The organism is Pseudomonas sp. ZY71, assembly GCF_036542145.1.
Taxonomy (GTDB): domain Bacteria; phylum Pseudomonadota; class Gammaproteobacteria; order Pseudomonadales; family Pseudomonadaceae; genus Aquipseudomonas; species Aquipseudomonas koreensis_A.
Window position 1 is genome coordinate 4,141,656 of record NZ_CP144274.1, and the last position, 26,119, is coordinate 4,167,774.

General features: G+C 60.2%; 26 protein-coding genes. 13 read left to right on the forward strand and 13 right to left on the reverse strand.

Translation table 11 applies throughout. The annotated features are described in order from the left end of the window. Positions 1-35 precede the first annotated feature (35 nt). The 3 genes from VY732_RS18280 to VY732_RS18290 all read left to right on the forward strand — a co-directional run bounded on the left by VY732_RS18280 (position 36) and on the right by VY732_RS18290 (position 2,891). Entirely contained in the window at positions 36-1,007 is a 972-nt protein-coding gene (locus VY732_RS18280; RefSeq protein ID WP_331691408.1) for a TRAP transporter substrate-binding protein, read from the forward strand. 76 nt (positions 1,008-1,083) lie between these two features. Beyond that, positions 1,084-1,611: a TRAP transporter small permease gene (locus VY732_RS18285; RefSeq protein ID WP_331691409.1), complete on the forward strand. Its 528-nt coding sequence runs from the start codon at positions 1,084-1,086 to the stop codon at positions 1,609-1,611. Further along, entirely contained in the window at positions 1,611-2,891 is a 1,281-nt protein-coding gene (locus VY732_RS18290; RefSeq protein ID WP_331691410.1) for a TRAP transporter large permease, read from the forward strand. Before VY732_RS18285 ends, VY732_RS18290 begins: the two co-directional genes overlap by 1 nt. A gap of 47 nt (positions 2,892-2,938) precedes the next feature. On the opposite strand, the gene VY732_RS18295 is transcribed toward VY732_RS18290, so the two are convergent. The 3 genes from VY732_RS18295 to VY732_RS18305 form a co-directional block, all read right to left on the reverse strand. Continuing rightward, on the reverse strand, positions 2,939-3,739 hold the full coding sequence (locus VY732_RS18295) for a sulfite exporter TauE/SafE family protein (protein ID WP_331691412.1): 801 nt from the start codon (positions 3,737-3,739) through the stop codon (positions 2,939-2,941). Between the two features lie 9 nt (positions 3,740-3,748). Continuing rightward, complete coding sequence (locus VY732_RS18300) at positions 3,749-4,993, reverse strand: NAD(P)/FAD-dependent oxidoreductase (protein WP_331691413.1); 1,245 nt, start codon at positions 4,991-4,993, stop codon at positions 3,749-3,751. A gap of 164 nt (positions 4,994-5,157) precedes the next feature. Continuing rightward, positions 5,158-5,499, reverse strand: coding sequence for an ArsR/SmtB family transcription factor (locus VY732_RS18305; RefSeq protein ID WP_007915092.1), 342 nt, complete (start codon positions 5,497-5,499; stop codon positions 5,158-5,160). Positions 5,500-5,590: 91 nt separating this feature from the next. Here VY732_RS18305 and VY732_RS18310 point away from each other — a divergent pair, with 91 nt between their 5' ends. Then, positions 5,591-6,454 (forward strand): MBL fold metallo-hydrolase, encoded by an 864-nt coding sequence (locus tag VY732_RS18310; protein ID WP_331691414.1) that lies wholly within the window; start codon positions 5,591-5,593, stop codon positions 6,452-6,454. Between the two features lie 125 nt (positions 6,455-6,579). Further along, a complete protein-coding gene (locus VY732_RS18315) occupies positions 6,580-7,437 on the forward strand; it encodes a tyrosinase family protein (RefSeq protein WP_331691415.1) in 858 nt (285 codons plus the stop codon). A 3-nt stretch (positions 7,438-7,440) separates the two neighbouring features. Here the strand turns inward: VY732_RS18315 and bkdR are convergent, their stop codons facing one another. Then, a complete protein-coding gene (bkdR, locus tag VY732_RS18320) occupies positions 7,441-7,929 on the reverse strand; it encodes a Bkd operon transcriptional regulator BkdR (protein WP_016985245.1) in 489 nt (162 codons plus the stop codon). A gap of 185 nt (positions 7,930-8,114) precedes the next feature. Between bkdR and VY732_RS18325 the strand changes: the two genes are divergently transcribed. From VY732_RS18325 to VY732_RS18345, 5 genes are all read left to right on the forward strand, one after another. Then, positions 8,115-9,350, forward strand: coding sequence for a 3-methyl-2-oxobutanoate dehydrogenase (2-methylpropanoyl-transferring) subunit alpha (locus VY732_RS18325; RefSeq protein WP_110719448.1), 1,236 nt, complete (start codon positions 8,115-8,117; stop codon positions 9,348-9,350). 1 nt (position 9,351) lies between these two features. Then, positions 9,352-10,410, forward strand: coding sequence for an alpha-ketoacid dehydrogenase subunit beta (locus tag VY732_RS18330; RefSeq protein WP_003224000.1), 1,059 nt, complete (start codon positions 9,352-9,354; stop codon positions 10,408-10,410). Next, a complete protein-coding gene (locus VY732_RS18335; RefSeq protein WP_331691418.1) occupies positions 10,411-11,682 on the forward strand; it encodes a dihydrolipoamide acetyltransferase family protein in 1,272 nt (423 codons plus the stop codon). A gap of 7 nt (positions 11,683-11,689) precedes the next feature. After that, entirely contained in the window at positions 11,690-13,063 is a 1,374-nt protein-coding gene (lpdA, locus tag VY732_RS18340; protein ID WP_331691419.1) for a dihydrolipoyl dehydrogenase, read from the forward strand. A gap of 233 nt (positions 13,064-13,296) precedes the next feature. Beyond that, positions 13,297-14,316 carry a branched-chain amino acid aminotransferase gene (locus VY732_RS18345; protein WP_008086978.1) on the forward strand — a complete coding sequence of 340 codons (1,020 nt, stop codon included), beginning with the start codon at positions 13,297-13,299 and terminating at the stop codon, positions 14,314-14,316. A gap of 245 nt (positions 14,317-14,561) precedes the next feature. On the opposite strand, the gene VY732_RS18350 is transcribed toward VY732_RS18345, so the two are convergent. The 3 genes from VY732_RS18350 to VY732_RS18360 form a co-directional block, all read right to left on the reverse strand. Beyond that, on the reverse strand, positions 14,562-15,395 hold the full coding sequence (locus VY732_RS18350) for a TIGR03915 family putative DNA repair protein (protein ID WP_331691420.1): 834 nt from the start codon (positions 15,393-15,395) through the stop codon (positions 14,562-14,564). Continuing rightward, a complete protein-coding gene (locus VY732_RS18355; protein ID WP_077573477.1) occupies positions 15,392-16,612 on the reverse strand; it encodes a putative DNA modification/repair radical SAM protein in 1,221 nt (406 codons plus the stop codon). The genes VY732_RS18350 and VY732_RS18355 overlap by 4 nt, the downstream gene beginning before the upstream one ends. A 121-nt stretch (positions 16,613-16,733) precedes the next feature. Next, entirely contained in the window at positions 16,734-17,498 is a 765-nt protein-coding gene (locus VY732_RS18360) for an ArsR/SmtB family transcription factor (RefSeq protein ID WP_331691421.1), read from the reverse strand. 79 nt (positions 17,499-17,577) lie between these two features. Between VY732_RS18360 and VY732_RS18365 the strand changes: the two genes are divergently transcribed. Further along, entirely contained in the window at positions 17,578-18,681 is a 1,104-nt protein-coding gene (locus VY732_RS18365; protein WP_331691422.1) for a cytochrome P450, read from the forward strand. A 128-nt stretch (positions 18,682-18,809) separates the two neighbouring features. On the opposite strand, the gene VY732_RS18370 is transcribed toward VY732_RS18365, so the two are convergent. After that, positions 18,810-20,129 (reverse strand): Nramp family divalent metal transporter, encoded by a 1,320-nt coding sequence (locus VY732_RS18370; RefSeq protein ID WP_331691423.1) that lies wholly within the window; start codon positions 20,127-20,129, stop codon positions 18,810-18,812. A 72-nt stretch (positions 20,130-20,201) separates the two neighbouring features. Continuing rightward, positions 20,202-20,738 carry a chalcone isomerase family protein gene (locus VY732_RS18375; protein WP_123594251.1) on the reverse strand — a complete coding sequence of 179 codons (537 nt, stop codon included), beginning with the start codon at positions 20,736-20,738 and terminating at the stop codon, positions 20,202-20,204. 147 nt (positions 20,739-20,885) lie between these two features. Between VY732_RS18375 and VY732_RS18380 the strand changes: the two genes are divergently transcribed. After that, on the forward strand, positions 20,886-21,659 hold the full coding sequence (locus tag VY732_RS18380; RefSeq protein WP_331691424.1) for a hypothetical protein: 774 nt from the start codon (positions 20,886-20,888) through the stop codon (positions 21,657-21,659). Positions 21,660-21,743: 84 nt separating this feature from the next. After that, positions 21,744-22,301 (forward strand): hypothetical protein, encoded by a 558-nt coding sequence (locus VY732_RS18385; protein ID WP_331691425.1) that lies wholly within the window; start codon positions 21,744-21,746, stop codon positions 22,299-22,301. On the opposite strand, the gene VY732_RS18390 is transcribed toward VY732_RS18385, so the two are convergent. The 4 genes from VY732_RS18390 to VY732_RS18405 all read right to left on the reverse strand — a co-directional run bounded on the left by VY732_RS18390 (position 22,291) and on the right by VY732_RS18405 (position 26,061). Further along, a complete protein-coding gene (locus VY732_RS18390; protein ID WP_331691426.1) occupies positions 22,291-23,007 on the reverse strand; it encodes an alpha/beta hydrolase in 717 nt (238 codons plus the stop codon). The two genes, VY732_RS18385 and VY732_RS18390, sit on opposite strands and share 11 nt — an antisense overlap. Positions 23,008-23,188: 181 nt before the next feature. Beyond that, positions 23,189-24,301: a succinylglutamate desuccinylase/aspartoacylase family protein gene (locus VY732_RS18395; RefSeq protein WP_150650380.1), complete on the reverse strand. Its 1,113-nt coding sequence runs from the start codon at positions 24,299-24,301 to the stop codon at positions 23,189-23,191. A gap of 200 nt (positions 24,302-24,501) precedes the next feature. Beyond that, positions 24,502-25,281 (reverse strand): ABC transporter substrate-binding protein, encoded by a 780-nt coding sequence (locus tag VY732_RS18400; protein ID WP_150708856.1) that lies wholly within the window; start codon positions 25,279-25,281, stop codon positions 24,502-24,504. 351 nt (positions 25,282-25,632) lie between these two features. Further along, positions 25,633-26,061: a rhodanese-like domain-containing protein gene (locus tag VY732_RS18405; protein WP_137216437.1), complete on the reverse strand. Its 429-nt coding sequence runs from the start codon at positions 26,059-26,061 to the stop codon at positions 25,633-25,635. Positions 26,062-26,119 lie beyond the last annotated feature (58 nt).

Consider the following 26,119-nt stretch of genomic DNA (forward strand, 5'->3'; position numbering starts at 1 on the left):
GAACACAACAATAACAAGACTGGAGACTCACCCCCATGAACTTCAAACGCACCTTGCTGGCCGCTGCACTCCCGCTGATGTTTACCTTCACTGGCGCCGCTCAGGCCCTGCAACTCAAATTCGCTGACATCCATCCCGCCGGTTATCCCACCGTGGTGGCCGAAGAAAACATGGGCAAGACGCTGACCAAGGAAACCAACGGCGAGCTGACCTTCCAATACTTCCCCGGGGGTGTGCTGGGCTCCGAAAAGGAAGTCATCGAGCAAATGCAAGTCGGCGCCGTACAGCTGTCCCGCGTCAGCCTGGGTATCGTCGGCCCCGTGGTTCCGGACGTGAACGTGTTCAACATGCCGTTCATCTTCCGCGACCATCAACACATGCGTAACGTCATCGACGGCGCAGTGGGCGACGAGATCCTCGACAAGATCACCAACTCCGAATTCGGCCTGGTAGCCCTGGCCTGGATGGACGGCGGCACGCGCAACATCTACACCAAGAAACCGGTGCGCAAGCTCGAAGACCTCAAGGGCATGAAAATCCGCGTGCAAGGCAACCCGATGTTCATCGACATGATGAACGCCATGGGCGGCAACGGCATCGCGATGGACACCGGCGAGATCTTCAGTGCCCTGCAGACCGGCGTGATCGACGGCGCGGAAAACAACCCGCCGACCCTGCTCGAACACAACCACTTCCAGAATGCGAAGTACTACAGCCTCACCGGTCACCTGATCCTGCCAGAGCCGATCGTGATGTCGAAAATCACCTGGGAAAAACTGACGCCGGATCAACAGGCGCTGGTCAAGACAGCCGCCAAGGCTGCCCAGGCCGAAGAGCGCGTGCTGTGGGACAAGAAGTCCGCTGCCAGCGAAGAAAAACTCAAGGCTGCCGGCGTCGAGTTCATCACCGTTGACAAGAAACCCTTCTACGACGCCACCGCCTCGGTTCGTGAGAAATACGGCGCGCCGTATGTCGATCTGATCAAAAAGATCGAAGCCGTTCAGTAACGCCTCCCGCTCCGTCCCCATGAACAAGGCCCGGTGCGCCCGATGACTGCGGCGCACCCGGTTACGGTGGAACCCGATGAAGAATCTACTGCTGCGTATCAACGACAAGATCTACATGACGTGCATCTGGGTCGCCGGCCTTTCCGTCCTGGCGATTTCCCTGATGATTCCCTGGGGCGTGTTCGCCCGCTACGTCCTGGGCACCGGTTCGAGCTGGCCCGAGCCCACGGCGATCCTGCTGATGATGGTGTTTACCTTCATCGGCGCCGCCGCCAGTTACCGCGCCGGCGCGCACATGGCCGTGGCCATGCTCACCGATCGCATGCCTGCACAACTGAGATCTGCAGCGGCGATATTTTCACAGCTGCTCATGGCGGCGATCTGCATCTTCATGACGATCTGGGGCGCCAAGCTGTGCATGTCCACCTGGAACCAGTTCATGGCGTCCCTGCCCGATCTGCGTGTTGGCGTGACCTACTTGCCCATTCCCGTGGGCGGCTTGCTGACGCTGGTTTTTGTGTTGGAAAAACTCTTGCTCGGTGACCAGAGCAAACGGCGGGTCGTGCAGTTCGATCTGGTTGAAGAAAGTGAAGGTGCCGCTTAATGGACGCTCTGATTCTGCTGGGCAGTTTTATCGTATTGATCCTGGTCGGCATGCCGGTCGCCTACGCGCTCGGCGCGGCGGCGCTGATCGGTGCATGGTGGATCGACATTCCGTTCCAGGCGGTAATGATTCAGGTCGCGTCGGGGGTGAACAAATTCTCGCTGCTGGCCATTCCGTTCTTCGTGCTGGCCGGGGCGATCATGGCCGAGGGCGGCATGTCCCGTCGATTGGTGGCGTGTGCCGGGGTGCTGGTGGGTTTTGTCCGCGGCGGTCTGTCACTGGTCAACATTGTCGCCTCGACCTTTTTCGGCGCGATCTCCGGTTCATCGGTGGCCGACACCGCGTCGGTGGGTTCGGTACTGATTCCGGAAATGGAACGCAAGGGCTATCCACGGGATTTCTCCACCGCCGTAACTGTCAGCGGCTCAGTGCAAGCCCTGCTCACTCCGCCAAGCCATAACTCGGTGCTTTACTCGCTGGCCGCCGGCGGCACGGTCTCGATTGCCTCGCTGTTCATGGCGGGCATCGTCCCGGGCCTGATGATGAGCGCCTGCCTGATGGTGCTGTGCCTGATCTTCGCGAAAAAGCGCAACTACCCAAAGGGTGAAGTTATCCCGATGCGCCAGGCGTTGAAAATCGTCGGCGAAGCCCTATGGGGCATGATGGCGATGGTGATCATCCTCGGCGGCATCCTGTCCGGCATCTTCACCGCGACCGAATCGGCGGCCATCGCCGTGCTGTGGTCGTTCTTCGTCACCATGTTCATCTACCGCGACTACAAATGGAGTGAACTGCCGAAACTGATGCACCGCACCGTGCGGACGATTTCGATCGTGATGATCCTGATCGGTTTCGCCGCGAGCTTCGGTTACATCATGACCCTGATGCAGATCCCGGCGAAGATCACCACGCTGTTCCTGACCCTGTCGGACAACCGCTACGTGATCCTGATGTGCATCAACGTCATGCTGCTGTTGCTCGGCACGGTGATGGACATGGCGCCGTTAATTCTGATCCTGACGCCGATCCTGATGCCGGTGATTCTCGGCATCGGCGTCGATCCGGTGCAGTTCGGCATGATCATGCTGGTCAACCTGGGGATCGGGCTGATAACGCCGCCGGTGGGCGCGGTGTTGTTTGTCGGTTCGGCGGTGGGCAAGGTCAGTATCGAGAGCACGGTGAAGGCGCTGCTGCCGTTTTATGCGGTGCTGTTTCTGGTGTTGATGCTGGTGACGTACGTTCCAGCGATTTCGCTGTGGTTGCCGCATCTGGTGCTGTAAGCCGATAAAAACCGCAGCCCTTGATGGGCTGCGGTTTCCTTTGAAACTCAAGCCCGCAGCAACATATACCCCGCCACCACCAGACAGACACTGGCAAACCCCACCTGCAACGCCCGCGCCGGCACCCGCGCACAGAGCTTGCGGCCGATGATCATGCCGACCACGCTGGCGACGATAAACGCCGCGCCCTGAGCATCAATCCGCACACCGGCGTGAAACGAGCCGATCACGCCAATCGCCGAAATCAGACTGATCACCATCAATGACGTCGCAACGATGCCGCGCATTTGCACGTCGGTCAGTTGCTTGAACGCCGGCACGATCAGAAAGCCGCCCCCAACGCCCAGCAATCCGGACACCACGCCGGTAATTGCGCCCAGCGCCGCCAATGTAGCGGTGCATTTGGCGGTCCAGTCGAAGCGCCCGGTGTCTTCATTGAGCATGCAATTCTTCTGGCCCCAACTGGCGTGACCATGATCACTCGGCCCCTCCTGCTGGCGCTCGCGGCGCAGCATGCGCCAGGCCACCATGACCATCAGCAGACTGAACAGAATCATCAGGATCTTCTCCGGCAACTGATGCGCGAAGTAAATGCCCAACGGCGAAAACACCGCGCCCAACGCGGCAATCAACAACGCCGCGCGATAGCGCACCAGACCATGACGCAAACCGTCTATGGCACCGACCGCCGCCGCACTGCCGACCGCAAACAACGCCACCGGCGCTGCCTGGGTCATCGTCCAGCCAAGCCCGAGCACCAGCGCCGGCACCGCCAGAATGCCACCGCCGGCCCCGGTCAGACCGAGGACCAACCCCATCACCACGCCAAACAGACTTGCCAGCAACATAAGGTTTTCTCAGTCGACCCTAGACAGACGCGTCAGCCACTCGCGGCCCTTGAGCATGCCGTTCCAGTAGAACCACGGCAGCAGCGTCGCCTTGAGAAACCACGCCGAACGCCGCGCCACCGTCGGGTCCAGTGGAAAGGTCGGCAGCAACTTGCCGGCGTATCCGAACTCGGCAAGGAGCACCTTGCCCTTTTCTACCGTCAGCGGGCAGGAACCGTAACCGTCGTACTTCAGCGGCAGCGGTTGTTGCTTGCGCGCGGCCAACAGGTTTTCCGCGACCACCACCACTTGCTTGCGCACTGCTGCTGCAGTTTTCGCGTTGCTGGTGCCGCAGATATCACCGAGTGCGAACACCTCGGGAAAGCGTGGGTGTTGCAGGCTGTGCGGATTGACTTCGCACCAGCCGGCAGCGTCGGCCAACGGGCTCTGCGCGATGAAATCCGGCGAAACCTGCGGCGGTACGACGTGGAGCAGATCGAAGGTTTTCGCCACACGGGTGACGTTGCCGTCGGTGTCCTTGATCTCGAACCACGCGGTTTTCGCCGGGCCGTCGACCTTGACCAGGTTGGAGTTGAACGCCAGCTGCGCGTGGTACTTTTCGATGTACTTCATCAACGGTGGCACGAACGTCGCCACGCCGAACAGCGCGGCGCCGGCCAGATTGAATTCGACATTGATGTTGCTCAGCACGGCGGTTTTACGCCAGTGATCGCAGGACAGATACAACGCTTTTTGCGGTGCGCCAGCGCATTTGATCGGCATCGCCGGTTGAGTGAACAGCGCCCTGCCGCCGCGCAGTTTCTGTACCTGATCCCAGGTGTACTGCGCGTGCTGGTAGCTGTAATTGGAAGTAACGCCGTGCTGGCCGAGGCTGTCCTGCAAGCCTTCGATTTTTTCCCAGGCCAGACGCAAGCCGGGGCAGACGATCAGGTTTTGATAGCTGACCGTGCGTTGATCGTTGAGGGTGAGTTGGCGCTTGTCCGGGTCGATTGCAGTGACCGCCGCTTGCAGCCAGTTTGCTTGCTTGGGCATGACCTTGTTCATCGGCCGGGCGGTGTCTTTGACGTCGTAGGCACCACCGCCGACCAGCGTCCACGCCGGTTGATAGTAATGCTGGGCGCTGGGTTCGATGACCGTGATGTTAAGGCTCGGATCACGCTTGAGCAGACTGGCGACAAAACCGATACCGGCCGTACCACCGCCGATGACCACGATGTCCGCACTGATGGATGGGCCCCAGTGTTGATCGTTCATTGCTTGTTCCTTTTGCTGCACGCAAGGATTTCTCAGCCTTCACACAAATCCATTGTAGGAGTGAGCCTGCTCGCGATAGCGGTGGGTCAGCCATATCTTTATTGACTGATACACCGCTATCGCGAGCAGGCTCACTCCTACAGGGGTTGTGTGTTGGCTGGCATTTATTGATGGCCCAGACTTTTCAGCACGGCCCCGCAATACAATCCGGACAGGGTCTTCATCACCTGAATCACTTCCGGACTGGCGAGGCCATAGAAAATGTACTTGCCTTCACGACGGGTCGCGACCAGCCCTTCATCACGCAGAATGCCCAGTTGCTGGGACAGCGTCGGCTGGCGCACGCCGGTCATCTTTTCCAGTTCGCCGACGTTGCGCTCGCCCTGAGTCAATTGACAGAGGATCAGCAGGCGATCCTCATTGGCCATGGCCTTGAGCAGCGCGCAGGCCTTGGAGGCCGAGGCGCGCAGTTGGGCGACTTCACATTCGGTCAGACTGGATTGCATTTGCACGATGCCTTCAAGGTCACTTAAGCTGCGAACATTATGTTTTTAGATAAAGTGTTGCAACCCATTTTCCTTGTTCAGGTTGGTGTCCATGCCCGCGCAGATTGAATCGTTCCTCGACCCCGCCTCTTCGACCTACAGCTATGTGGTCTATGAAACCGATGGCGGTCAATGCGCGATCGTCGATCCGGTGCTTGATTACGACAGCGCCGCCGGGCGCACCTGCACCGCGCAGGCCGACAAGATCATCGCCTTCGTTCGCGCCCACAACCTGCAAGTGCAGTGGCTGCTGGAAACCCACGCCCATGCCGATCACCTGTCCGCCGCGCCGTATCTGCGCCGGGAACTGGGTGGGAAAATCGCCATTGGCGAATCGATCAGCAAAGTGCAGAACGTGTTCAAGGCGCTGTTCAATCTCGAGCCGGAGTTCCGCGTCGATGGCTCGCAGTTCGATCACCTGTTCGCGCCGAACGAGTCGTTCCGCATCGGTAACCTCAAAGCCACTGCCCTGCATGTACCTGGGCATACCCCGGCGGACATGGCTTATCTGATCGATGGCGAGCAGATCATGGTGGGCGATACGCTGTTCATGCCGGATGTCGGCACCGCGCGCTGCGATTTCCCCGGCGGTAACGCCCATCAGCTGTTTGCCTCGATCCACAAACTGTTGGCCTTCCCCGCCAGCGTGAAACTCTACGTTTGCCACGATTACCCGCCCGAGGGCCGCGAGTCGCAGTGCCAGACCACCGTCGGCGAGCAGCGCAAAAGCAATATCCATGTGCATGACGGGATTGATGAGGCAGCGTTCGTCGAGATGCGCACAAAACGTGACGCCGGGCTGGGTATGCCGACGCTGCTGCTGCCGGCGATTCAGGTGAATGTGCGGGCGGGGAATTGGCCACCGGCGGAGGAAAACGGCGTGGTTTACCTGAAGATTCCGCTCAATTCCCTATAGGAAAAAACCGCTCGGGGCGTCGCCGGATTATTTTTCCTACGAACGCTGTCGAGGGTGATGAACTGGTGAAAATCCTGTAAGCGAGCAGACTCCATTGGGCAAACATTCAATGGAGTTTTCGCAATATGGATATTCGTCGTAATCACCGTGACATGACCGCGCAACAGAAATCCGCATTCATCGATGCCATCCTGAGATTGAAGAACAATGTCGACAGCGTACTGCGCCCGGGAAAGCAAAGCCGCTACGATGATTTTGTCCAGATCCACAAAAATTCGATGGGCCGGGGCAATCCGCTGACGCCCAACCCGCATCGAAGCCCGCTGTTCTATCCGTGGCACCGGATTCTGATCCGCCAGTTCGAACTGGCCCTGCAATCCGCCGCCAATGACAGGACCATCACCCTGCCTTACTGGAATTGGCAACTGACTGGCGCCGACAACCCCTTCACCTCGGACTTCATGGGCCCCAACGGTGACAACCTGCAAGACCAGCGCGTCACCGGTGGGCCGTTTTCCAGAGAGCAATCGCGGTTCGAAGTGAGAGTCTGGGACGAGGGCATCGGCAACACCGGGATTCGTCGAGATCTCGGGACAAACGGCGCACTGCCCACCGCAGAGACCGTCATATCGACGCTCAACAGGACGCCATACTGGATGGAAGCAAGCGGCTGGGAAAACACCTCGGAAACCGAACTGCACAATCCGGTACATGCCTGGATAGGCGGCAGCATGGCGCAAGCCTCCTCACCCAATGACCCTATCTTCTTCCTGCACCACTGCTACCTCGACTTGTTGTGGGAGCGCTGGAAACATCAGCATTCTGGCACTCCTGGCTTAACCAATGAGGCCGGCTCGGCGGACATGGAAGAAACCGTGCTGATTTTCCACCCGGCCAATGAACCGGCGCCCTGGCCGCAAACCTTTACCGTCCAGCAAGCCCTCTTCACCGCAGAGCTCGATTACCGCTATGACTACATCTGACCCTCAACTGCCCAGCGTCAAACCGTTAGCGGGTAACGGCAGCGCGGTCTTGTAGCGCACCTGCTTGAGCGCAAAGCTTGACCGGATGTTCGCCACACCCGGCACTTTGGTCAGGAAGTCCATCATGAAGCGCTCGAGCGACTGAATGGTCGGCACCAGGACCCGGATGAGGTAATCCGGGTCTCCGGCCATGAGGTAGCACTCCATCACCTCCGGGCGATCGGAAATCGCCTCCTCGAAATGCTGCAGCGCTTCCTCGACCTGCTTCTCCAGGCTGACGTGGATGAACACGTTCACGTGCAGCCCCAGCAGGTCGGCATCCAGCAGTGTGACCTGCTCGCGAATCAGGCCTAATTCTTCCATCGCCTTGACCCGGTTGAAGCACGGCGTCGGCGACAGGTTTACCGAGCGTGCAAGGTCGGCGTTGGTGATGCGCGCATTCTCCTGAAGGCTGTTGAGAATGCCGATGTCGGTACGGTCCAGTTTACGCATGAGACAAAACCACCTGTTTTTTATGTTTATGCAGAATTTCTATCTGCAAATCGTCTCCAGCGCAACGAAACAGAGATAAATATTCTTCTTGCCCGGGCCTATGATTGTTGTAGGACAAGATTTCTTCTACCGAAGAATGACTGCCAGCTCACTACAAGAAATTCACAAGATCGAGCGTAGAAGCCATGACCCAAGCGTATGAACCGCTGCGTCTGCACGTCCCTGAACCCTCGGGCCGTCCAGGCTGCAAAACCGATTTTTCCTACCTGCATCTGACCGATGCCGGTACGGTGCGCAAACCTCCTGTCGATGTAGAACCTGCCGACACCGCCGACCTCGCGCGTGGGCTGATTCGTGTGCTCGACGATCAGGGCAACGCCCTCGGCCCATGGGCTGAGAACGTGCCGGTCGAGATCCTGCGTAAAGGCATGCGCGCCATGCTCAAGACGCGCATCTACGACAACCGCATGGTGGTCGCCCAGCGTCAGAAAAAAATGTCGTTCTACATGCAAAGCCTCGGCGAAGAAGCCATCGGCAGTGCTCAGGCCCTGGCCTTGAACATCGACGATATGTGTTTTCCGACCTACCGCCAGCAAAGCATTCTGATGGCGCGCGAAGTGCCACTGGTCGACCTGATCTGCCAACTGCTGTCCAACGAGCGCGATCCGCTCAAGGGCCGGCAGTTGCCGATCATGTACTCGGTCAAGGAAGCGGGTTTCTTCACCATCTCCGGCAACCTCGCGACCCAGTTCATTCAGGCGGTCGGCTGGGGCATGGCCTCGGCGATCAAGGGCGACACCAAAATCGCCTCGGCGTGGATCGGTGACGGCGCTACCGCCGAATCGGACTTCCACACAGCCCTCACCTTCGCCCACGTTTATCGCGCGCCGGTGATCCTCAACGTGGTCAACAACCAATGGGCGATTTCGACCTTCCAGGCCATCGCCGGTGGTGAAGCCACCACCTTCGCCGGACGCGGCGTCGGTTGCGGCATCGCCTCGCTGCGCGTTGATGGCAACGACTTCTACGCTGTGTATGCGGCATCTGCCTGGGCCGCCGAACGCGCCCGCCGCAACCTCGGCCCGACCATGATCGAATGGGTCACCTACCGCGCCGGCCCGCACTCGACTTCCGACGATCCATCCAAATACCGTCCTGCCGATGACTGGAGCCACTTCCCGCTCGGCGACCCGATCGCCCGCCTCAAGCAACACTTGATCAAGGTCGGCCACTGGTCGGAGGAAGAACACACCGCCGTCAGCGCCGAGCTTGAAGCCGAAGTGATTGCCGCGCAGAAACAGGCCGAACAGTACGGCACCCTCGCCGGCGGCCAGATTCCAAGCGCCGCGACCATGTTCGAAGACGTCTACAAAGAGATGCCGGAGCACTTGAAGCGCCAGCGTCAGCAGTTGGGGATCTGACATGAACGATCACAACAACAATATTCAGTTGGAAACCGCCATGACCACGACCACCATGACCATGATCCAGGCCCTGCGCTCGGCCATGGATGTGATGCTTGAGCGTGATGACAATGTCGTCGTGTTCGGTCAGGACGTCGGCTACTTCGGCGGCGTGTTCCGTTGCACCGAAGGCCTGCAGACCAAGTACGGCACCTCGCGGGTGTTCGACGCACCGATCTCCGAGAGCGGCATCGTCGGTGTGGCCGTCGGCATGGGCGCCTACGGTTTGCGTCCGGTCGCCGAGATTCAGTTCGCCGACTACGTCTACCCCGCCTCCGACCAGATCATTTCCGAAGCGGCACGCCTGCGTTATCGCTCGGCCGGCGAGTTCACCGCGCCGATGACCCTGCGCATGCCTTGCGGCGGCGGCATCTATGGCGGTCAGACGCACAGCCAGAGCATCGAGGCGATGTTCACTCAGGTCTGCGGCTTGCGCACCGTGATGCCGTCCAATCCGTATGACGCCAAAGGCCTGCTGATCGCCTCCATCGAAAACGATGACCCGGTGATCTTTCTTGAGCCGAAACGCCTGTACAACGGCCCGTTCGACGGCCACCACGACCGCCCGGTAACGCCGTGGTCGAAACACCCGCAAGCGCAGGTTCCGGACGGTTACTACACCGTGCCGCTGGATGTTGCCGCGATCACCCGTCCGGGCAAGGACGTCACCGTGCTGACCTACGGCACCACCGTTTACGTGTCGCAAGTCGCTGCCGAAGAATCCGGCGTGGATGCCGAAGTCATCGACCTGCGCAGCCTGTGGCCGCTGGACCTGGAAACCATCGTCAAATCGGTGAAGAAAACCGGCCGTTGCGTGGTGGTTCACGAGGCCACCCGCACCTGCGGTTTCGGCGCCGAACTGGTGTCGCTGGTGCAAGAGCATTGCTTCCATCACCTGGAAGCGCCGATCGAACGCGTCACCGGTTGGGACACCCCCTACCCGCACGCGCAAGAGTGGGCGTATTTCCCAGGGCCGTCCCGAGTGGGCGCGGCGTTGAAACGGGTCATGGAGGTCTGAATGGGCACGCACGTTATCAAGATGCCGGACATCGGCGAAGGCATCGCAGAAGTAGAACTGTCGCAATGGCACGTCAAGGTTGGCGATCTGGTGGTTGAAGATCAGGTGCTGGCGGACGTGATGACCGACAAGGCGATGGTTGATATTCCATCGCCCGTGCACGGCAAAGTGATTGCCCTCGGCGGTCAGCCGGGAGAAGTGATGGCGGTTGGCAGTGTGCTGATCAGCATCGAGGTTGAAGGTGCCGGTAACTTGAAAGAGTCCGCCGCACCCGCGCCCGTTAAAGAGGCGCCGGTCGTAGCGAAAGTTGAAGCGGTTGTCGAGAGCAAACCTGCTCCAGCCGCCCCGCGCCCTGCTGCGGTTTGCCAAGGCCCGATGGTTGCGCGCGAAGCAGACGAACGCCCGCTCGCCTCGCCGGCCGTGCGCAAACATGCGCTGGATCTGGGGATTCAATTGCGCCTGGTACGCGGTTCCGGCCCGGCTGGTCGTGTGTTGCACGAAGACCTTGAAGCCTATCTGGCGCAAGGTCAGTCGAACGCTTCGGCGCCAGTTGCTGCCGCTTACTCCCAGCGCAACGACGAAGAACAGATTCAGGTCATCGGCATGCGCCGCAAGATCGCCCAACGCATGCAGGACGCCACGCAACGTGCCGCACACTTCAGCTATGTCGAGGAAATCGACGTCACCGCGATTGAAGAATTGCGTGCGCACCTGAATGAAAAACACGGCGCCAGCCGTGGCAAGTTGACGTTGTTGCCGTTCCTCGTCCGTGCATTGGTTGTCGCCCTGCGCGACTTCCCGCAGATGAATGCCCGTTACGACGACGAAGCCCAGGTCATCACTCGCCTCGGCGCTGTACACGTCGGCGTCGCCACGCAAAGCGATGTCGGCCTGATGGTGCCGGTGGTACGTCACGCCGAGGCGCGCAGCCTGTGGGACAGCGCCACGGAAATCTCGCGTTTGGCCAACGCCGCACGTAACGGCAAGGCCAGCCGCGATGAGCTGTCCGGCTCGACCATCACCCTGACCAGCCTCGGTGCACTGGGCGGCATCGTCAGTACGCCAGTGCTGAATCTGCCGGAAGTGGCGATCGTCGGCGTCAACAAAATCGTCGAACGGCCAATGGTCGTCAAAGGCCAGGTAGTAATCCGCAAGATGATGAACCTCTCCAGTTCCTTCGATCACCGCGTGGTCGACGGCATGGACGCGGCGCTCTTCATCCAGGCCATTCGCGGCCTGATCGAACAACCTGCCACTTTGTTTGTGGAGTAAGGCGCGCATGCAATCTCTGAACACTACGCTGCTGATCATCGGCGGCGGCCCCGGCGGTTATGTAACCGCGATCCGCGCCGGGCAACTGGGCATTCCGACGATTCTGGTCGAAGGCCAATCGTTGGGCGGCACCTGCCTGAACATCGGCTGCATCCCGTCGAAGGCGCTGATTCATGTGGCTGAACAGTTTCACCAGACCCAGCACCACAGCCAGCATTCGGCGCTGGGCATCAGCGTTTCGGCGCCGAGCCTCGACATCAGCAAAAGCGTTGAATGGAAGGACGGCATCGTTGATCGCCTGACCACTGGCGTCGCAGCCCTGCTGAAGAAAAACAAGGTTCAGGTCATCAATGGCTGGGCCAAGGTCATCGACGGTAAAACCGTGGATGTCGGCGACACGCGCATCCAGTGCGAGCACTTGGTGCTGGCCACTGGTTCGACCAGCGTCAATCTGCCGATTCTGCCGATTGGCGGGCCGATCATCTCTTCCACCGAAGCGCTGGCGCCGAAATCCGTGCCGAAACGTCTGGTGGTGGTGGGCGGTGGTTACATTGGTCTGGAACTGGGCATTGCTTATCGCAAGCTTGGCGCCGACGTCAGCGTGGTCGAGGCGCAGGATCGCATCTTGCCGGCCTACGATGCGGAACTGACGCAACCGGTGCATGACGCGTTGAAGCAACTGGGCGTGAAGCTGTATCTGAAGCACAGCGTGCTGGGTTTCGACGGCACCTTGCAGGTGCGCGACCCTGAGGGTGAAACCCTCAACCTGGAAACCGATCAGGTGCTGGTCGCCGTCGGTCGCAAACCGAATACCCAGGGCTGGAACCTCGAAGCGCTGAATCTGGACATGAACGGTTCGGCGATCAAGATAGACAGCCGCTGCCAGACCAGCATGCGCAACGTCTACGCCATCGGCGATCTGAGCGGCGAGCCGATGCTGGCCCACCGCGCCATGGCTCAGGGCGAGATGGTTGCCGAGTTGATCAGCGGCAAAACCCGTGAATTCAGCCCGACCGCAATCGCCGCGGTGTGCTTCACCGATCCGGAACTGGTGGTGGTCGGCAAGACGCCGGACGAGGCCAAGGCTGCAGGTCTGGACTGCATTGTTTCCAGTTTCCCGTTCGCCGCCAATGGCCGGGCGATGACGCTGGAGTCGAAAAGCGGCTTCGTGCGCGTGGTCGCTCGTCGGGATAACCATGTGATTGTTGGCTGGCAGGCGGTGGGCGTTGGCGTTTCCGAGTTGTCGACGGCGTTTGCGCAGAGCCTTGAAATGGGCGCGCGGCTGGAAGACATCGGCGGCACCATCCATGCGCATCCGACCTTGGGTGAAGCGGTGCAGGAAGCGGCGTTGCGTGCCCTTGGCCATGCACTCCACCTGTGAGTGAGGGTGGCAATGATGGCCCCATCGCGAGCAGGCTCACTCCTACATTTTGGAATGCATTCCCTTGTAGGAGTGAGCCTGCTCGCGATTTCTTGAGAACAACGCGATTTATCTGCCTGTCATCCGATAGTCCGGGCTGCGAAACCGCTCAAGAATGAAGTATTGTTGTGCCCATCCAAAAAACGTCAGAAGCCTTGAACCGTTTCGGCGGTTGTTCAGTGATAGAGGGTGTCATGGGTAACGAAAGCATCAATTGGGACAAGCTGGGTTTTGATTACATCAAGACCGACAAACGCTATCTGTCGTACTTTCGCGATGGCGAGTGGGACAAAGGCACCCTGACCGAAGATAACGTGCTGCACATCAGCGAAGGCTCGACTGCCCTTCACTATGGCCAGCAGTGCTTCGAAGGCATGAAGGCCTATCGTTGCAAGGACGGCTCGATCAACCTGTTCCGCCCGGACCAGAACGCCCTGCGTATGCAACGCAGCTGCGCGCGTCTGCTGATGCCGACGGTCGACACCGAACAGTTCATCGAAGCCTGTAAAGCAGTGGTTCGTGCCAACGAGCGCTTCATTCCGCCATACGGCACTGGCGGCGCGCTGTACCTGCGTCCGTTCGTGATAGGCGTGGGTGACAACATCGGCGTGCGCACCGCACCCGAGTTCATCTTCTCGATCTTCTGCATTCCGGTCGGCGCCTACTTCAAGGGCGGCCTGACCCCGCACAACTTCCAGATCTCCAGCTACGACCGCGCCGCCCCACAAGGCACCGGCGCAGCCAAGGTCGGTGGCAACTACGCGGCCAGCCTGATGCCGGGCTCGAAAGCGAAGAAAGCCAACTTCGCCGACGCGATCTACCTGGACCCGATGACCCACACCAAGATCGAAGAAGTCGGTTCGGCCAACTTCTTCGGGATCACCCACGACAACAAGTTCATTACCCCGAACTCGCCGTCCGTTCTGCCAGGCATCACCCGCCTGTCGCTGATCGAACTGGCAAAATCGCGTCTGGGCCTGGAAGTGGTTGAAGGCGACGTGCTGATCGACAAACTGTCGGACTTCAAGGAAGCCGGCGCTTGCGGTACGGCTGCGGTGATCACCCCGATCGGTGGCATCAGCTACAACGACCATCTGCATGTGTTCCACAGCGAGACCGAAGTGGGTCCTGTGACCCAGAAGCTCTACAAAGAGCTGACTGGCGTGCAGACCGGCGACATCGAAGCGCCAGCGGGCTGGATCGTCAAGGTTTGATTTGACGGCTGGTGATGTCGAAAAGCCCTCCACCGAGTGATTGGTGGGGGCTTTTTTTATGGCGTTTGGCGCAGTATTTGTGGCGTGCTTGAGATTCTTTCCCCTCACCCCAACCCTCTCCCCCAGGGGGCGAGGGGGAAAGGGGGCCGATTTTTGTGCTTTTCAAAACCTGAGTTCGACCTGATCGTTCAGGTCGAGATCAAGTCCGAACACCTCGGTCAGTCCCCTCTCCCTCTGGGAGAGGGTTAGGGTGAGGGGCTTTTCAGCGTTATCCGTTTACCAAGTCGCTCAGCAATCCCACTCGCCTGCCCATTCTGCTGTTTCCCCATCCGCGCCTGCGTAATCAACCCGGGAATCAACTCCCCTTCCGGCAGATTCTTCCAGAACCGCGCCGGCAAATGCCCCTGCATGACCTTCTCTTTCAACCGCGCTGGATTAAAGATGTGGCTGTAATAGGTCAGCCACAGATCCCCATGAGGATCATCGACATTCTGCGCCAACTGCTGCCATTCCTGCGGGCATTGCCGCTGATGGATCAATTGCTCGCCATCGTAATAAACCCCGTCACGCGGCGTGGCGATCAACCAGCGGTGGCGGCCCATGCGCCCAATAAAATGCTCACTGGCGCTGTGCAGAATGTCATGGGCCGGTTCGTGCCAAGCCACATATTGCGGACCCGCGCTGGATGAAGGGCGTTCGATGAAGCGCACAAACGCATGCAGATGATGGGCTTCTCGATTCACTTGCTTGATACGTCGCTGCAACTCGCTACCGAGTTTGTCCCCGGCCATCATCGCGGTACGGTCGCCGTGGCTGACGCGCCACAACACTTCATACAACAGGCTCCAGCGTTGATCGCCGCGATAGCGCGAGGCTTGCTCCAGGGTGTCGAGCAACGCTCGCGGAATGCGCGCCTGGAACGGCCCCTGCCCTTCAGGCACCGGCTCATCACTGGCAAACAGATCACCCACACCCTCCGAGGCCCAGCTCACCAGACTCGGGTCGACTTCATGGCTCAGCAACCAGCGCGCTTGCTGGCGCCAAGTATCGAACAGATCATCGCAATCGAGATTGATCATCCCCACAGCCCCATCTGCTGCGGCATCGGCCGGTCGCGCAGTTGCTGATAGAGCAAATGGCTGGTGACCTCGGCCTGCTGCGGGTGGTAGTCGCTGGTGATGATGAACGGCTTGGCCTTGGCCAGCACGCAGCGCATACGCGCGACATCTTCGTAGCGGATTCGCCGCTGTCGGCGCAGCTCGACCAGACGCTCGGTGGTGCGCAGGCCGATACCGGGAATACGCGCAATCAAGGAGGCTTCGGCGCGGTTCAGATCCAGCGGGAACACTTCGCGGTTCTGCAAAGCCCAAGCGAGTTTCGGGTCGATGTCCAGCGCCAGATTACCCGGGCCCTTGAGCAACTCATCGGCGCTGTAGCCGTAGCTACGCAAGAGAAAATCGGCCTGATACAAACGGTGTTCGCGCATCAGCGGCGGCGCGGCCAATGGCACGCTTTTCGGGCTGTCGGGGATCGGGCTGAAGGCCGAATAGTAGACCCGTCGCAGACGGAAATTGCCGTACAAGGCCTGAGCGCTGTGGAGAATGGTGCTGTCGTCGGTGTCGTCGGCGCCGACAATCAACTGCGTGCTTTGCCCGGCTGGAGCGAACTTCGCCGAGCGCGGTTCGTTCAAAACGGTCTGCACGCCTGTGTAGATGGTGTTCATCGCCTGCTTGATCGAAGCGATGTCCTTCTCCGGCGCCAGCACTTGCAGGCTGGCATCGGTCGGCAATTCGATGTTGACGCTCAGGCGATCAGCGTAGCGCCCTGCTTCTTCGATCAATGCCGGATCGGCTTCGGGAATAGTCTTGAGATGGATGTAGCCGCGAAACTCATGCTCTTCGCGCAGCAGCTTCGCCACCCGCACCAGTTGCTCCATGGTGTAGTCCGCCGAGCGAATGATCCCGGAGCTGAGAAACAGCCCGCTGACGCAGTTACGCCGGTAGAAATCCATGGTCAGCGCGACGACTTCTTCAGGGGTGAAACGGGCACGCGGAACATCGCTGGAGCGGCGGTTGACGCAGTACTGGCAATCGTAAAGGCAGAAGTTGGTCAGCAGAATCTTCAGCAATGACACGCAGCGGCCGTCCGGCGTGTAGCTGTGGCAAATGCCCATGCCATCGGTCGAACCCAAGCCGCTCTTGCCTTCGGAGCTGCGCTTGGGCGCGCCGCTGCTCGCGCAGGAGGCGTCGTACTTGGCGGCGTCGGCGAGGATGCTCAGCTTGTCGATGATTTGCATGGCGTGGGCTCTGTACTGTTTGCATATACAGTATAGAGTCGACTGCGGTGATACAAGGTGGCAGATGCGCCCCTCGTCGGTCAGAAGCTGAAAATCAAAAGATCGCAGCCTTCGGCAGTGCCTACAGGGATTCGGTACGGTCGGAATTTATCGGGTGGGCACGCTTTGCCGATCGTTTGATCTGCCCATCTTCCGGCCACTCAACGCCAAACCGCGCGCTGATCTCCTTACGCCCCGCCGCCGTCAACGCCAGTGCCCGACTGTCCAGATCCTGCGTCACCCACTTGCGCTTCAACGCGGCCTGCAACAACGCCGCGCCCAGCGAACCACCAAGATGCGGCCGGCGCATGCTCCAGTCCAGGCACGGGCAGGCAAACTTGCGGCGCAGGGTCGTTAAGTCCTGCACTTCGATGCCCAGACCGAGAAACAACGCCTCCCCCGTATCACTCAAGCGATACGCCTGTTCGTCGGTTTGCACCAGCCAACCGCCTGCGATCAAGCGGTCATGCAGCAACACCGCCAGCGTCCCGGCCATGTGGTCGTAGCAAGTGCGGGCGAATTGCAGACGATCCGGGGTGTGCGCCTTGAACGTCGGCGCGGCGTTCTGGCCAATCACCATCAGCGCTTCCAGCGCCTGCGCCACGCGCTGATCGGCGAGGCTGTAATAGCGATGACGGCCCTGCACATGCAGGCGCACCAAGGCCAGATCCTTGAGTTTCGCCAGGTGCACACTAGCGGTGGAGGCGCTGACCTCGGCGATCGTCGCCAACTCGGTGCTGGTGCGGGCGTGGCCGTCCATCAGCGAACAGAGGATTTTCGTCCGCGCCGGCTCGGCGATGGCGGCGGCCACTTGGGAAACGCCGATGTCTTGATGTTCTGCGTGCATAGTTCGCTCCCGGACGAATCATCGTCGTTGCGCAGTGGAGATAGTAGCAACACTTTCCCCGCCGACAAGGATGCAAACCATGAACCCGATCAGCGCCGCAACGCATGCCGATCCTTATCCCTACTACGCCGAACTGCGCGCAGCAGGTGGACTGACGTTTCATCCGGATCTGAAACTGTGGGTCGCCAGCAGCGCCCGTGCGGTGTGTGCGGTGTTGGCCCACGCCGATTGTCGAGTACGTCCGGCGCAGGAGCCGGTGCCCAAGGCGATTGCCAGGGGCATGGCCGGCAAAGTCTTTGGCCAACTGATGCGCATGAATGACGGTGAACGCCAGCGCTGTCCGCGTTCGGCCATCGAGCCTGAGTTGGCCTCGCTCGACCTTGAGGCCGTCGACAGACTGGTCGCCGCACGGCTGATCACAGCGGACGCCGACGGTGTGTACAAGGCAATGTTTCGTGGCCCGGTGTGCGTGGTCGCGGCGCTGCTGGGGTTCACCCCGGCGCAAGCGCGGGCGATCAGTGAATTGACGGCGGATTTCGTTGCCTGCCTGTCGCCGTTGAGCAATGACCTGCAACTGGCCGCAGCAGAGGCGGCGGCTGAACAACTGCGCGGTTACTTTATCGAGCTGCTCGCCGAACCCGCCAGCGACTTCCTCAGCGCGATCCAGCAGCGCTTTGCCGGCGATGAGGAAATCCTGATCGCCAACCTGATCGGCCTCTGTTCGCAGACGTTCGAAGCCTGCGCCGGGCTGATCGGCAACACGCTGTTGGCGTTACGTCGTCAGCCGGCGTTACGCGGCGAATCCATCGAAGCACTGCTCAACGAAGTCCAGCGCTTCGACCCGCCGGTGCAGAACACCCGACGCTTTGTCGCCGCGTCCTGTGAGATCGCCGGTGTGCGGGTCGAAGCAGGCGACGCGATTCTGGTGCTGCTGGCCTCGGCCAATCGTGATCCAGCGCTCAACGAACAGCCGGAGCAGTTTCTGCCGCAGCGCGAGAACCGCCGCAGTTTCAGTTTTGGCAGTGGCCGGCATCAGTGTCCAGGGCAAGCGTTGGCGATGAGTATTGCCGGGGCGACGGTGAGGGAAATACTCGCAAAGGGCATCGATCTGAATTGCCTGAACTGGCACTACAGGCCCTCGCTCAATGGGCGCATTCCAGTGTTCAGCGACGTGGGCGCCTGATAGTCCGTCTTCGCGAGCAGGCTCGCTCCCACAGGGTTATGGGGTGTACACACTGTTGTGATCAACTCGAACAATGTGGGAGCGAGCCTGCTCGCGAAGAGGCCAGCCCAGTCACTGCAAAATATGGCTCAAGCCGCCCACTGCAAAATCAACCAGCTGTTAGCGCCACTGATCACCACAAACAACCCCCACGCCAACAGCCGGGTTGGCCAGCGATTCACAAACGGCCCCATCAGCTTTTTATCATTGGTCATGCGGATCAAGGGGTATAGGGCAAACGGCAACTGCAGACTCAACACCACCTGACTCAGCACCAGCAACTTGCCAATCGCGTTATCGCCCATCAGCCACACGCCGATAAACGCCGGAATCAACGCCAGTCCGCGAGTGATCAAACGTCGCTGCCAGCACGGGATCCGCAGGTTCAGATAACCCTCCATGATCACTTGGCCGGCGATGGTGCCGGTGAAGGTCGAACTCTGCCCCGACGCCAGCAGCGCAACGCCGAACAACACGCTGGCCAACGCGCCGCCGACCAGCGGATCGAGCAAGTGGTAGGCGTCCTGAATGTCCACCACATCGGTATGCCCGGACTGGTGAAACGCCGCCGCCGCGAGGATCAGGATCGCCGCATTGACCAGCAACGCCAGGGCCAGCGAACCGATGGTGTCGATGCGCGCCAGTTTCACCGCGTCCTGCTTGCTTGCCAGGTCCTTGCCGATCATCCGCGTCTGCACGATCGAGGTATGTAGATAGAGGTTATGTGGCATCACCGTCGCGCCGAGAATACCGATGGCCAGGTACAACGGTGCGGCCTCGCCAATCGCCGCCAGCGACGGTTTGAAACCTTGGGCGACATCCGGCCAGTAGGGTTTGATCAACAGCAGTTCAACGAAGAAACACACGCCGATGGTTGCGACCAATACCAGCATGATTGCTTCCAGACGGCGGAAACCTCGGTTTTGCAGGGCCAGCACCAGCAAGGTGTCGAACGCGGTCAGGGCGATGCCGAAGGTCAGCGAACAGCCGAGCAACAAGTGAAAGGCCAGCGCACAACCAAGCACTTCAGCCAGATCCGTAGCGATGATCGAGATTTCCGCCAGCACCCACTGCAGGCGCGCGGTCGGTGTGCTGTAGCGCTCGCGGGACAGCTGCGCCAGATCGCGCCCGGTGGCAATGCCCAGTCGCGAGCACAGGCACTGCACGACCATGCCCGCCAGACTCGCCAGCAACACCACAAACAACAGGCTGTAACCGAAGCGTGAACCGGCCTCGATGGCGGTGGCCCAGTTGCCCGGATCCATGTAGCCGATCGACACCAGCAAGCCGGGGCCGGCGAAACGCAGCACGCGTTTGAAGAACGACGCATTCGGATCCACCGCAACACTGCCGGCCACTTCCGGCGGGCAAAACGGCGCGGTGGCGATTTTGGGCAAACTGAATTTCACGCACACATCCAGAAACAAGTCGGAAAGACGCAGCTTAGAGGTTTCAGCCGGAGCCTTGAAGTGCAAAAGAATCTATCGACTCACCCCTAACAACTGTTCGCGCAACTCGGGACTGCGCGTGCGCGGATCCAGCCAGATATCAAAAAATGCCCGGGCAAACAGCGGGTCATCGATCTCATGCTGCAACTGCTGACCGACAAAAAACCGCGCGCCCTGCCCCGGCAGATACACGCCGGTAATCCGCGTGCCGGCCTGCACGTCGACGAACGATTGCTGCATCTGGATCTGCCAACCGGCCAATTGCGCCGGGCTGACGCGGCCATCGGCCAGGCGTTTGATTTCGTCGACGCTGGCCTTGACCAGATCGTCGCGAGAAATGCTGCGGCGGTAGATCAGCTCCAGGGCAAACGGCTGGCCGTCGACCAAGGGCCGCGCGGCACTCCACAGGCGCGCGTTGTAGACATCGAAACCGAACACGCTGTAATCGCCGGTGCCGATGATCTGCGCGCCGGGCACCGCGTCCTGCCAATTAGCCCAGGTTGGCGTCAACAACAGCGCCCACAAGCCGATGCCGCAACATCCCCGTAACACCTTGGGTGTTCTGTTCATCGCGGTATCGACTCCGGCAAGCCCTGATAGTCAAAGCATAGCCGGGTATCGCCGCCGGCACTTTGTATACAAAAACCGCACACATAGGCAGCAATCGCCGATCGACAATGCTAACGTGGCGAACCTTCATCGGATGGAGACTCCTGCGTGCTGATCCTCAAACTGCTGCTGATTCCCGGTTTTCTGCTGCTGATTTCCCTGGCGGGCAAACGCTGGGGGCCGAGTGTGGCCGGGTGGCTGTCGGGATTGCCGGTGGTGGTCGGGCCGATTCTGTTTTTCCTCGCCATCGAGCAGGGTCCGGCATTCGCCGCGCAATCAGCGGTGGCGGCGTTGTCGGCGATGTTCGCGATGATTGCGTTCTGCATCACCTACGCGCAGGTCGCGCAGCGGGCGAACTGGCCACTGGCGCTGACGGCGTCGCTGTCGGTATGGGCCATCATCGCGGGGATGTTGTCGCTGATCCCGGCGTCGCTGCCGTTTTCAGTGGCAGCGGCGGCGGTTGCGTTGTTGGCATCGCCATATCTGTTTCCCACCGTGCAACCGGTGTTGAGCGGCACGGCGCCGAAGTCGGACAAACTGATCTGGCGAATGATCGCCGGCGCCGCGTTGACCCTGGTGGTGACGATGCTCGCCAGCACCGTCGGCGAGCGCTGGAGCGGTTTGCTCGCGGTGTTCCCGGTACTCGGCAGTGTGATGGCGGTGTTCTCGCAACAGACCCGCGGCCCGGCATTTACCGCCGCATTGTTACGGGCGACGGCGACCGGCATGTATTCGTTTTCGGCGTTTTGTCTGGTATCGGCGCTGACCTTGCCAAGCATGGGCCTGAGTGGATTTGCCGTCGGCGTTGCGGTGTCGGTGGCCATGCTCGGCGTGACCAAACGCCTGTTAGCCCGTCCGTTGGCGAAAGCGCAGGCGCAATAACCGCTCGGATGATTCGCGCTGGAACGCCCGCCCCCCTCCGTGGGATGATCGCCCGCCTCGCGCGACCATCCACCGGAGATTCACATGTCATTGTTGAGCAAAAAAACCGTCGTCCTGCTGGTGGCGGCCCTCGCCGGTTTCGGCGCCCTCCACGCGCAAGCGGCCAAGAAAAATGCCGGCACCGAGAAAGTCTCGATGCTTGAGGGCAAGTTCACCTTTGTGCTGCCTAAAGGTTTCATCGCCGACCCGCTGCCGACCAGCCCGAGCGGGACCACGGGCACGATGTACACCAACGAGGCCACAAAAACCGTGGTCATTACCGCTGAGAACAAGATTCCCGAAGGCCAGCACGTCAAGGACAACGACGGCCAGTTCCTCGACGGCAGCGTGGCGAGTTTCATTGAAGACCAGCGCAAGGCCCTGCCGGACTTCAACAAACTCAGCGAAAAAAGCCTGACCCAAAAAGGCACCGGCCTTGGCCTGCGTCAGGTCGACAGCACCGCGACCCAGGGCGGTGGCCAGACCCTCAACACCACGCTGATGGCCGGCTCCGGCACGAAAATGGCGCTGGTGCAGGTGATCTCCCGCGCCAGTGACAAGAAAGGTCACGATGCCTTGGTGAAAACCATCCTCAAGGATTGAGCTGCTGCAACCAGCCGTTCAAGTCACGCAGCTCGGCCGCACTGATACTGTGGCCGACACCGGGATAGGCGTGGAACTGCGGTTTGTAGCCCAGTTTCTGTAGTTGCGAATTGGCCTCGGTGCCGTTTTTATACGGCACAGGATCATCGGCGGTGCCATGGCCGATGAAGATGCTCAGCGGCAGTGGCTGCTGTTCGGCCTTGAGTTCAGCCTTCAACACCGGCAATAAACGCCCGCTCAACGCCGCGATCCCGCCGACCGCCACTGGCGGCCGCAGCCCGACCTCGTAGGTCATCATCGCGCCCTGGCTGAAGCCGATCAGGTACACCTTGCTCGGGGTGGTGTGATATTTCTGCGCCGCTTGCGCGATAAAGTCGCGCAGCTTCTGGCCACTGACCTTCAGATCATCGGTCTCGCCGTTGTAGGCGCCTTCACCCTTCTTGCGAAACCACTGGAAACGTCGTTCACCGAGCGACAACGGTGCCTGCACCGACAGGTAGTTGTATTGCGCCGGCAGTTGAAATTTCATGCCGATCAGATCGGCTTCGTTACTGCCGTAGCCGTGCAGGAAAATCACCAGCGGTCGCGCCTCGGCGTCGGCGTGCACCTGCTCGAGGTACTTGAGCGGCAGATCGGATTGCAGCGTGGTTTGCGCCTGCACGGCGCTGGACGCCAGCAGGGTCAACAGAGCAAAGACCTTCAACATAGAGCCTTCCTTCACGGAGAGTCGGGTTCGGGGGGAGCCTAACATCCTCGGCCAAGGATCCAAATTCGGTGGTGTTGCTGATGCCGCCATCGCGAGCAGGCTCACTCCTACATTTGGAATGCGTTCCCCTGTAGGAGTGAGCCTGCTCGCGATGAGGCCATTAGCCCCAACGGAGATCCTGTCAGTCGTTGGTCAATTTGCCCGTCCGAAACGCCACCCGCCCCGCCACTTTCGCCTGCCAGATCCCCGGCTCGGTATAGCGCCCGCGATCAAGCGCAAACAACACGCCACTGGTGCCGGCGCGCACGGTGGTCACGCGATCCTGCAACGGATCCACCACCTCAAACAGCGCATCGCCCTTCTCCACCCACTCGCCGGCATTGCGCAGAAAACTGACCACACCATGGTGTGGCGCGAACAGATATTCGGTGCCCTCGAACGGCAGACCTTCACAGCACTCGCCCGGTGCCGCCGGCCATTCGCCGCTGATAAAACCCTGCTCGGCAAGAAAGCCGAGAATCGCCTCACAATTGGCCTGAGCCTGATCGACCCGGGTGTCGCCCATACTGCCCAGTTCCAGCGTGGTCGCGAGGTTCGCCGCCGGAATTGCAGCATTGGGAAATGCCCGCGCCAGACGCAACCACGGCGTCGAGCAGGATTCATCAAACGAGCTGCCACCGGAATCTTCACACAACAGCGCCACGCCAGCCTTCAAACGTGCCGCCAGCGATTGCCATTGCGGCCAGTGCTGCGGCAGCGCGTACAGGTGAATCGCCGCGTCGAAATCGCAATGCAGATCGAGGGTGATGTCGGCATCGCAGGCATGGCGCAGCAACAAGCGATGCAACGCTTCCAGTTGCGAGGCTGGGGCCGGCAGCTCATCGAACACCTGGCCCATGGTTTGGCGGATCAGTGCAACGTTGGCCTCGGCATCCGCGCCCAGACGCTCACCGATCAACGCCGCGACCGGTGCGCTGAGTTCGACGAAGGCACGGTTGAAATTCTTGCCGCTGCCCAGTTCGAAGCGGCCCATGTGCGCACCTTGCACATGTTGATCGAGGCCGATCGGGTTGGCCACCGGCACCAGCTCGATCACGCCCTGCAAACGGCCCTGCTGTTCGAGTTCATTGAGACGCTGCTTGAGCTCCCACGCAGTGCGCATGCCCGGCAGTTCATCGGCGTGCAGGCTGGCCTGGATGTACACCTTGCGGGTGCCTGCGCCGTAGCGAAACACGCTGAGCGAGCGCTCGCTGCCCAAGTGGCTCCAGGGCAGAACATGGTCGATGCGTTGCATGGGAAAATCTCCTCAATATCTGGATCACAAAGATCCCCTGTAGGAGTGAGCCTGCTCGCGATAGCGGTGGGTCAGCCAACACATTCATTGAATGACACACCGCTATCGCGAGCAGGCTCACTCCTACAAGGGTCTCACCACAATTAGAGCGCAAAAAAAGTGGCCACCGCGCCAACGGGGCCACTTTTTTCTACGGCGTATTAATGGCCGTACACATCAAAGTCGAAGTATTTGTCCTGGACTTTCTTGTACTCGCCATTGGCGCGGATTTCGCTGATGGCTTTGTTGAACTGCTCGGCCAGCGCGGTATCGCCCTTGCGCACCGCAATGCCGGCGCCGCCGCCGAAGTACTTGGCGTCTTCGTAGGTCGGGCCAACGAATTCAAAACCTTTGCCGGCGTCGGTTTTCAGGAAACCGTCGCTGAGGTTGACCGAGTCGGCCAGCATCGCGTCGATACGCCCGGAAACCATGTCGAGATTGGCTTCCTGTTGCGAGCCGTAACGCACCAGGTCGATCCCGGCCGGCACCAGCACTTCGGTGGCGTAACGGTCGTGGGTACTGGCACGCAGCACACCGACTTTCTTGCCCTTGAGCTCGGTCAGCGGGTCTTTGACACCGGAGCCTTCCTTCATCACGAAGCGCGCCGGGGTGTGGTAGTACTTGATGGTGAAATCGACGTTCTTTTTGCGGTCATCGGTGATGGTCATCGACGACAGAATGGCGTCGATCTTCTTCACTTTCAGCGCCGGGATCAGGCCGTCGAATTCCTGCTCGACCCAAGTGCATTTGACTTTCATCTGCGCGCACAGCGCATCGCCGATATCAACGTCGAAACCGGCGAGTTTGCCGTCAGGGGTTTTCATCGAGAATGGCGGGTAACCGGCTTCGATACCGATGCGGATCGGCTTGGCGTCTTCGGCCACGGCGGTCAGGGACAACATCGACAGTGCCAGGGCACCGAACATCACTAGCTTCTTCATTTATAACTCCTGTGTGCGGAGGCTTTTATTGGCAGCTTTCGATTCAGCGTTCGGTCATGGCCATTTGGCTGCAAAAACCGAAGTGGCCGGCAGTCTATGGCGGCGCGCACAGGGTAAATTGTGTTTAAGCGACAAATACTTATGAAAAATCGGCACACCGATTGACCGGGATCAACGGGTGCGCCGTGGTGGTGCAAAGGCTGTAGGACAAGCGCAATTCCAGCGCAGAAAAACGCTGATTTTCCTGTAGGAGCTGCCGCAGGCTGCGATCTTTTGATCTGGTTTTTTTTACCGCAAGATCAAAAGATCGTCCGAACGCGGCCCGAGCCTGCGGCAGCTCCTACAAGGGGATCAGCATTCGCAGCCGATGGCGGTTTTGGCGGCTTGCTCAACGCTCAGTTGAAAGCCTTCATCCAGCCATCCAGTAACGCCGCCAATCATCTCCTTGACCGGGTAACCCAGCGCCGCCAGCTTCACCGCCGCCTTGTTCGCGCCGTTGCAGTGTGGGCCGGCGCAATAGACCACGAACAGCGTGGATTTCGGGTAGTTCGCCAGTTCCGCCGCCGTCAGCAACCGGTTCGGGATATTGATCGCCCCCGGCACATGCCCGCGCTCAAAGGCCAGCGGCCCGCGCACATCGACCAGAACAAAATCAATCTCGCCAGCCTCCTGGCTACTGAAGACGTCGGAACAATCGGTTTCGAAAGTCAGACGATTGCTGAAGTGCATCAAGGCGATTGCCGACGGGGCTGCGGGGATGTCGCGAACGAGGCTGGTCATGGGTGTTGCTCCTTTATCTGAACGGGTGTGAACAGACTTTATCGAGCGGCCGCTTGCG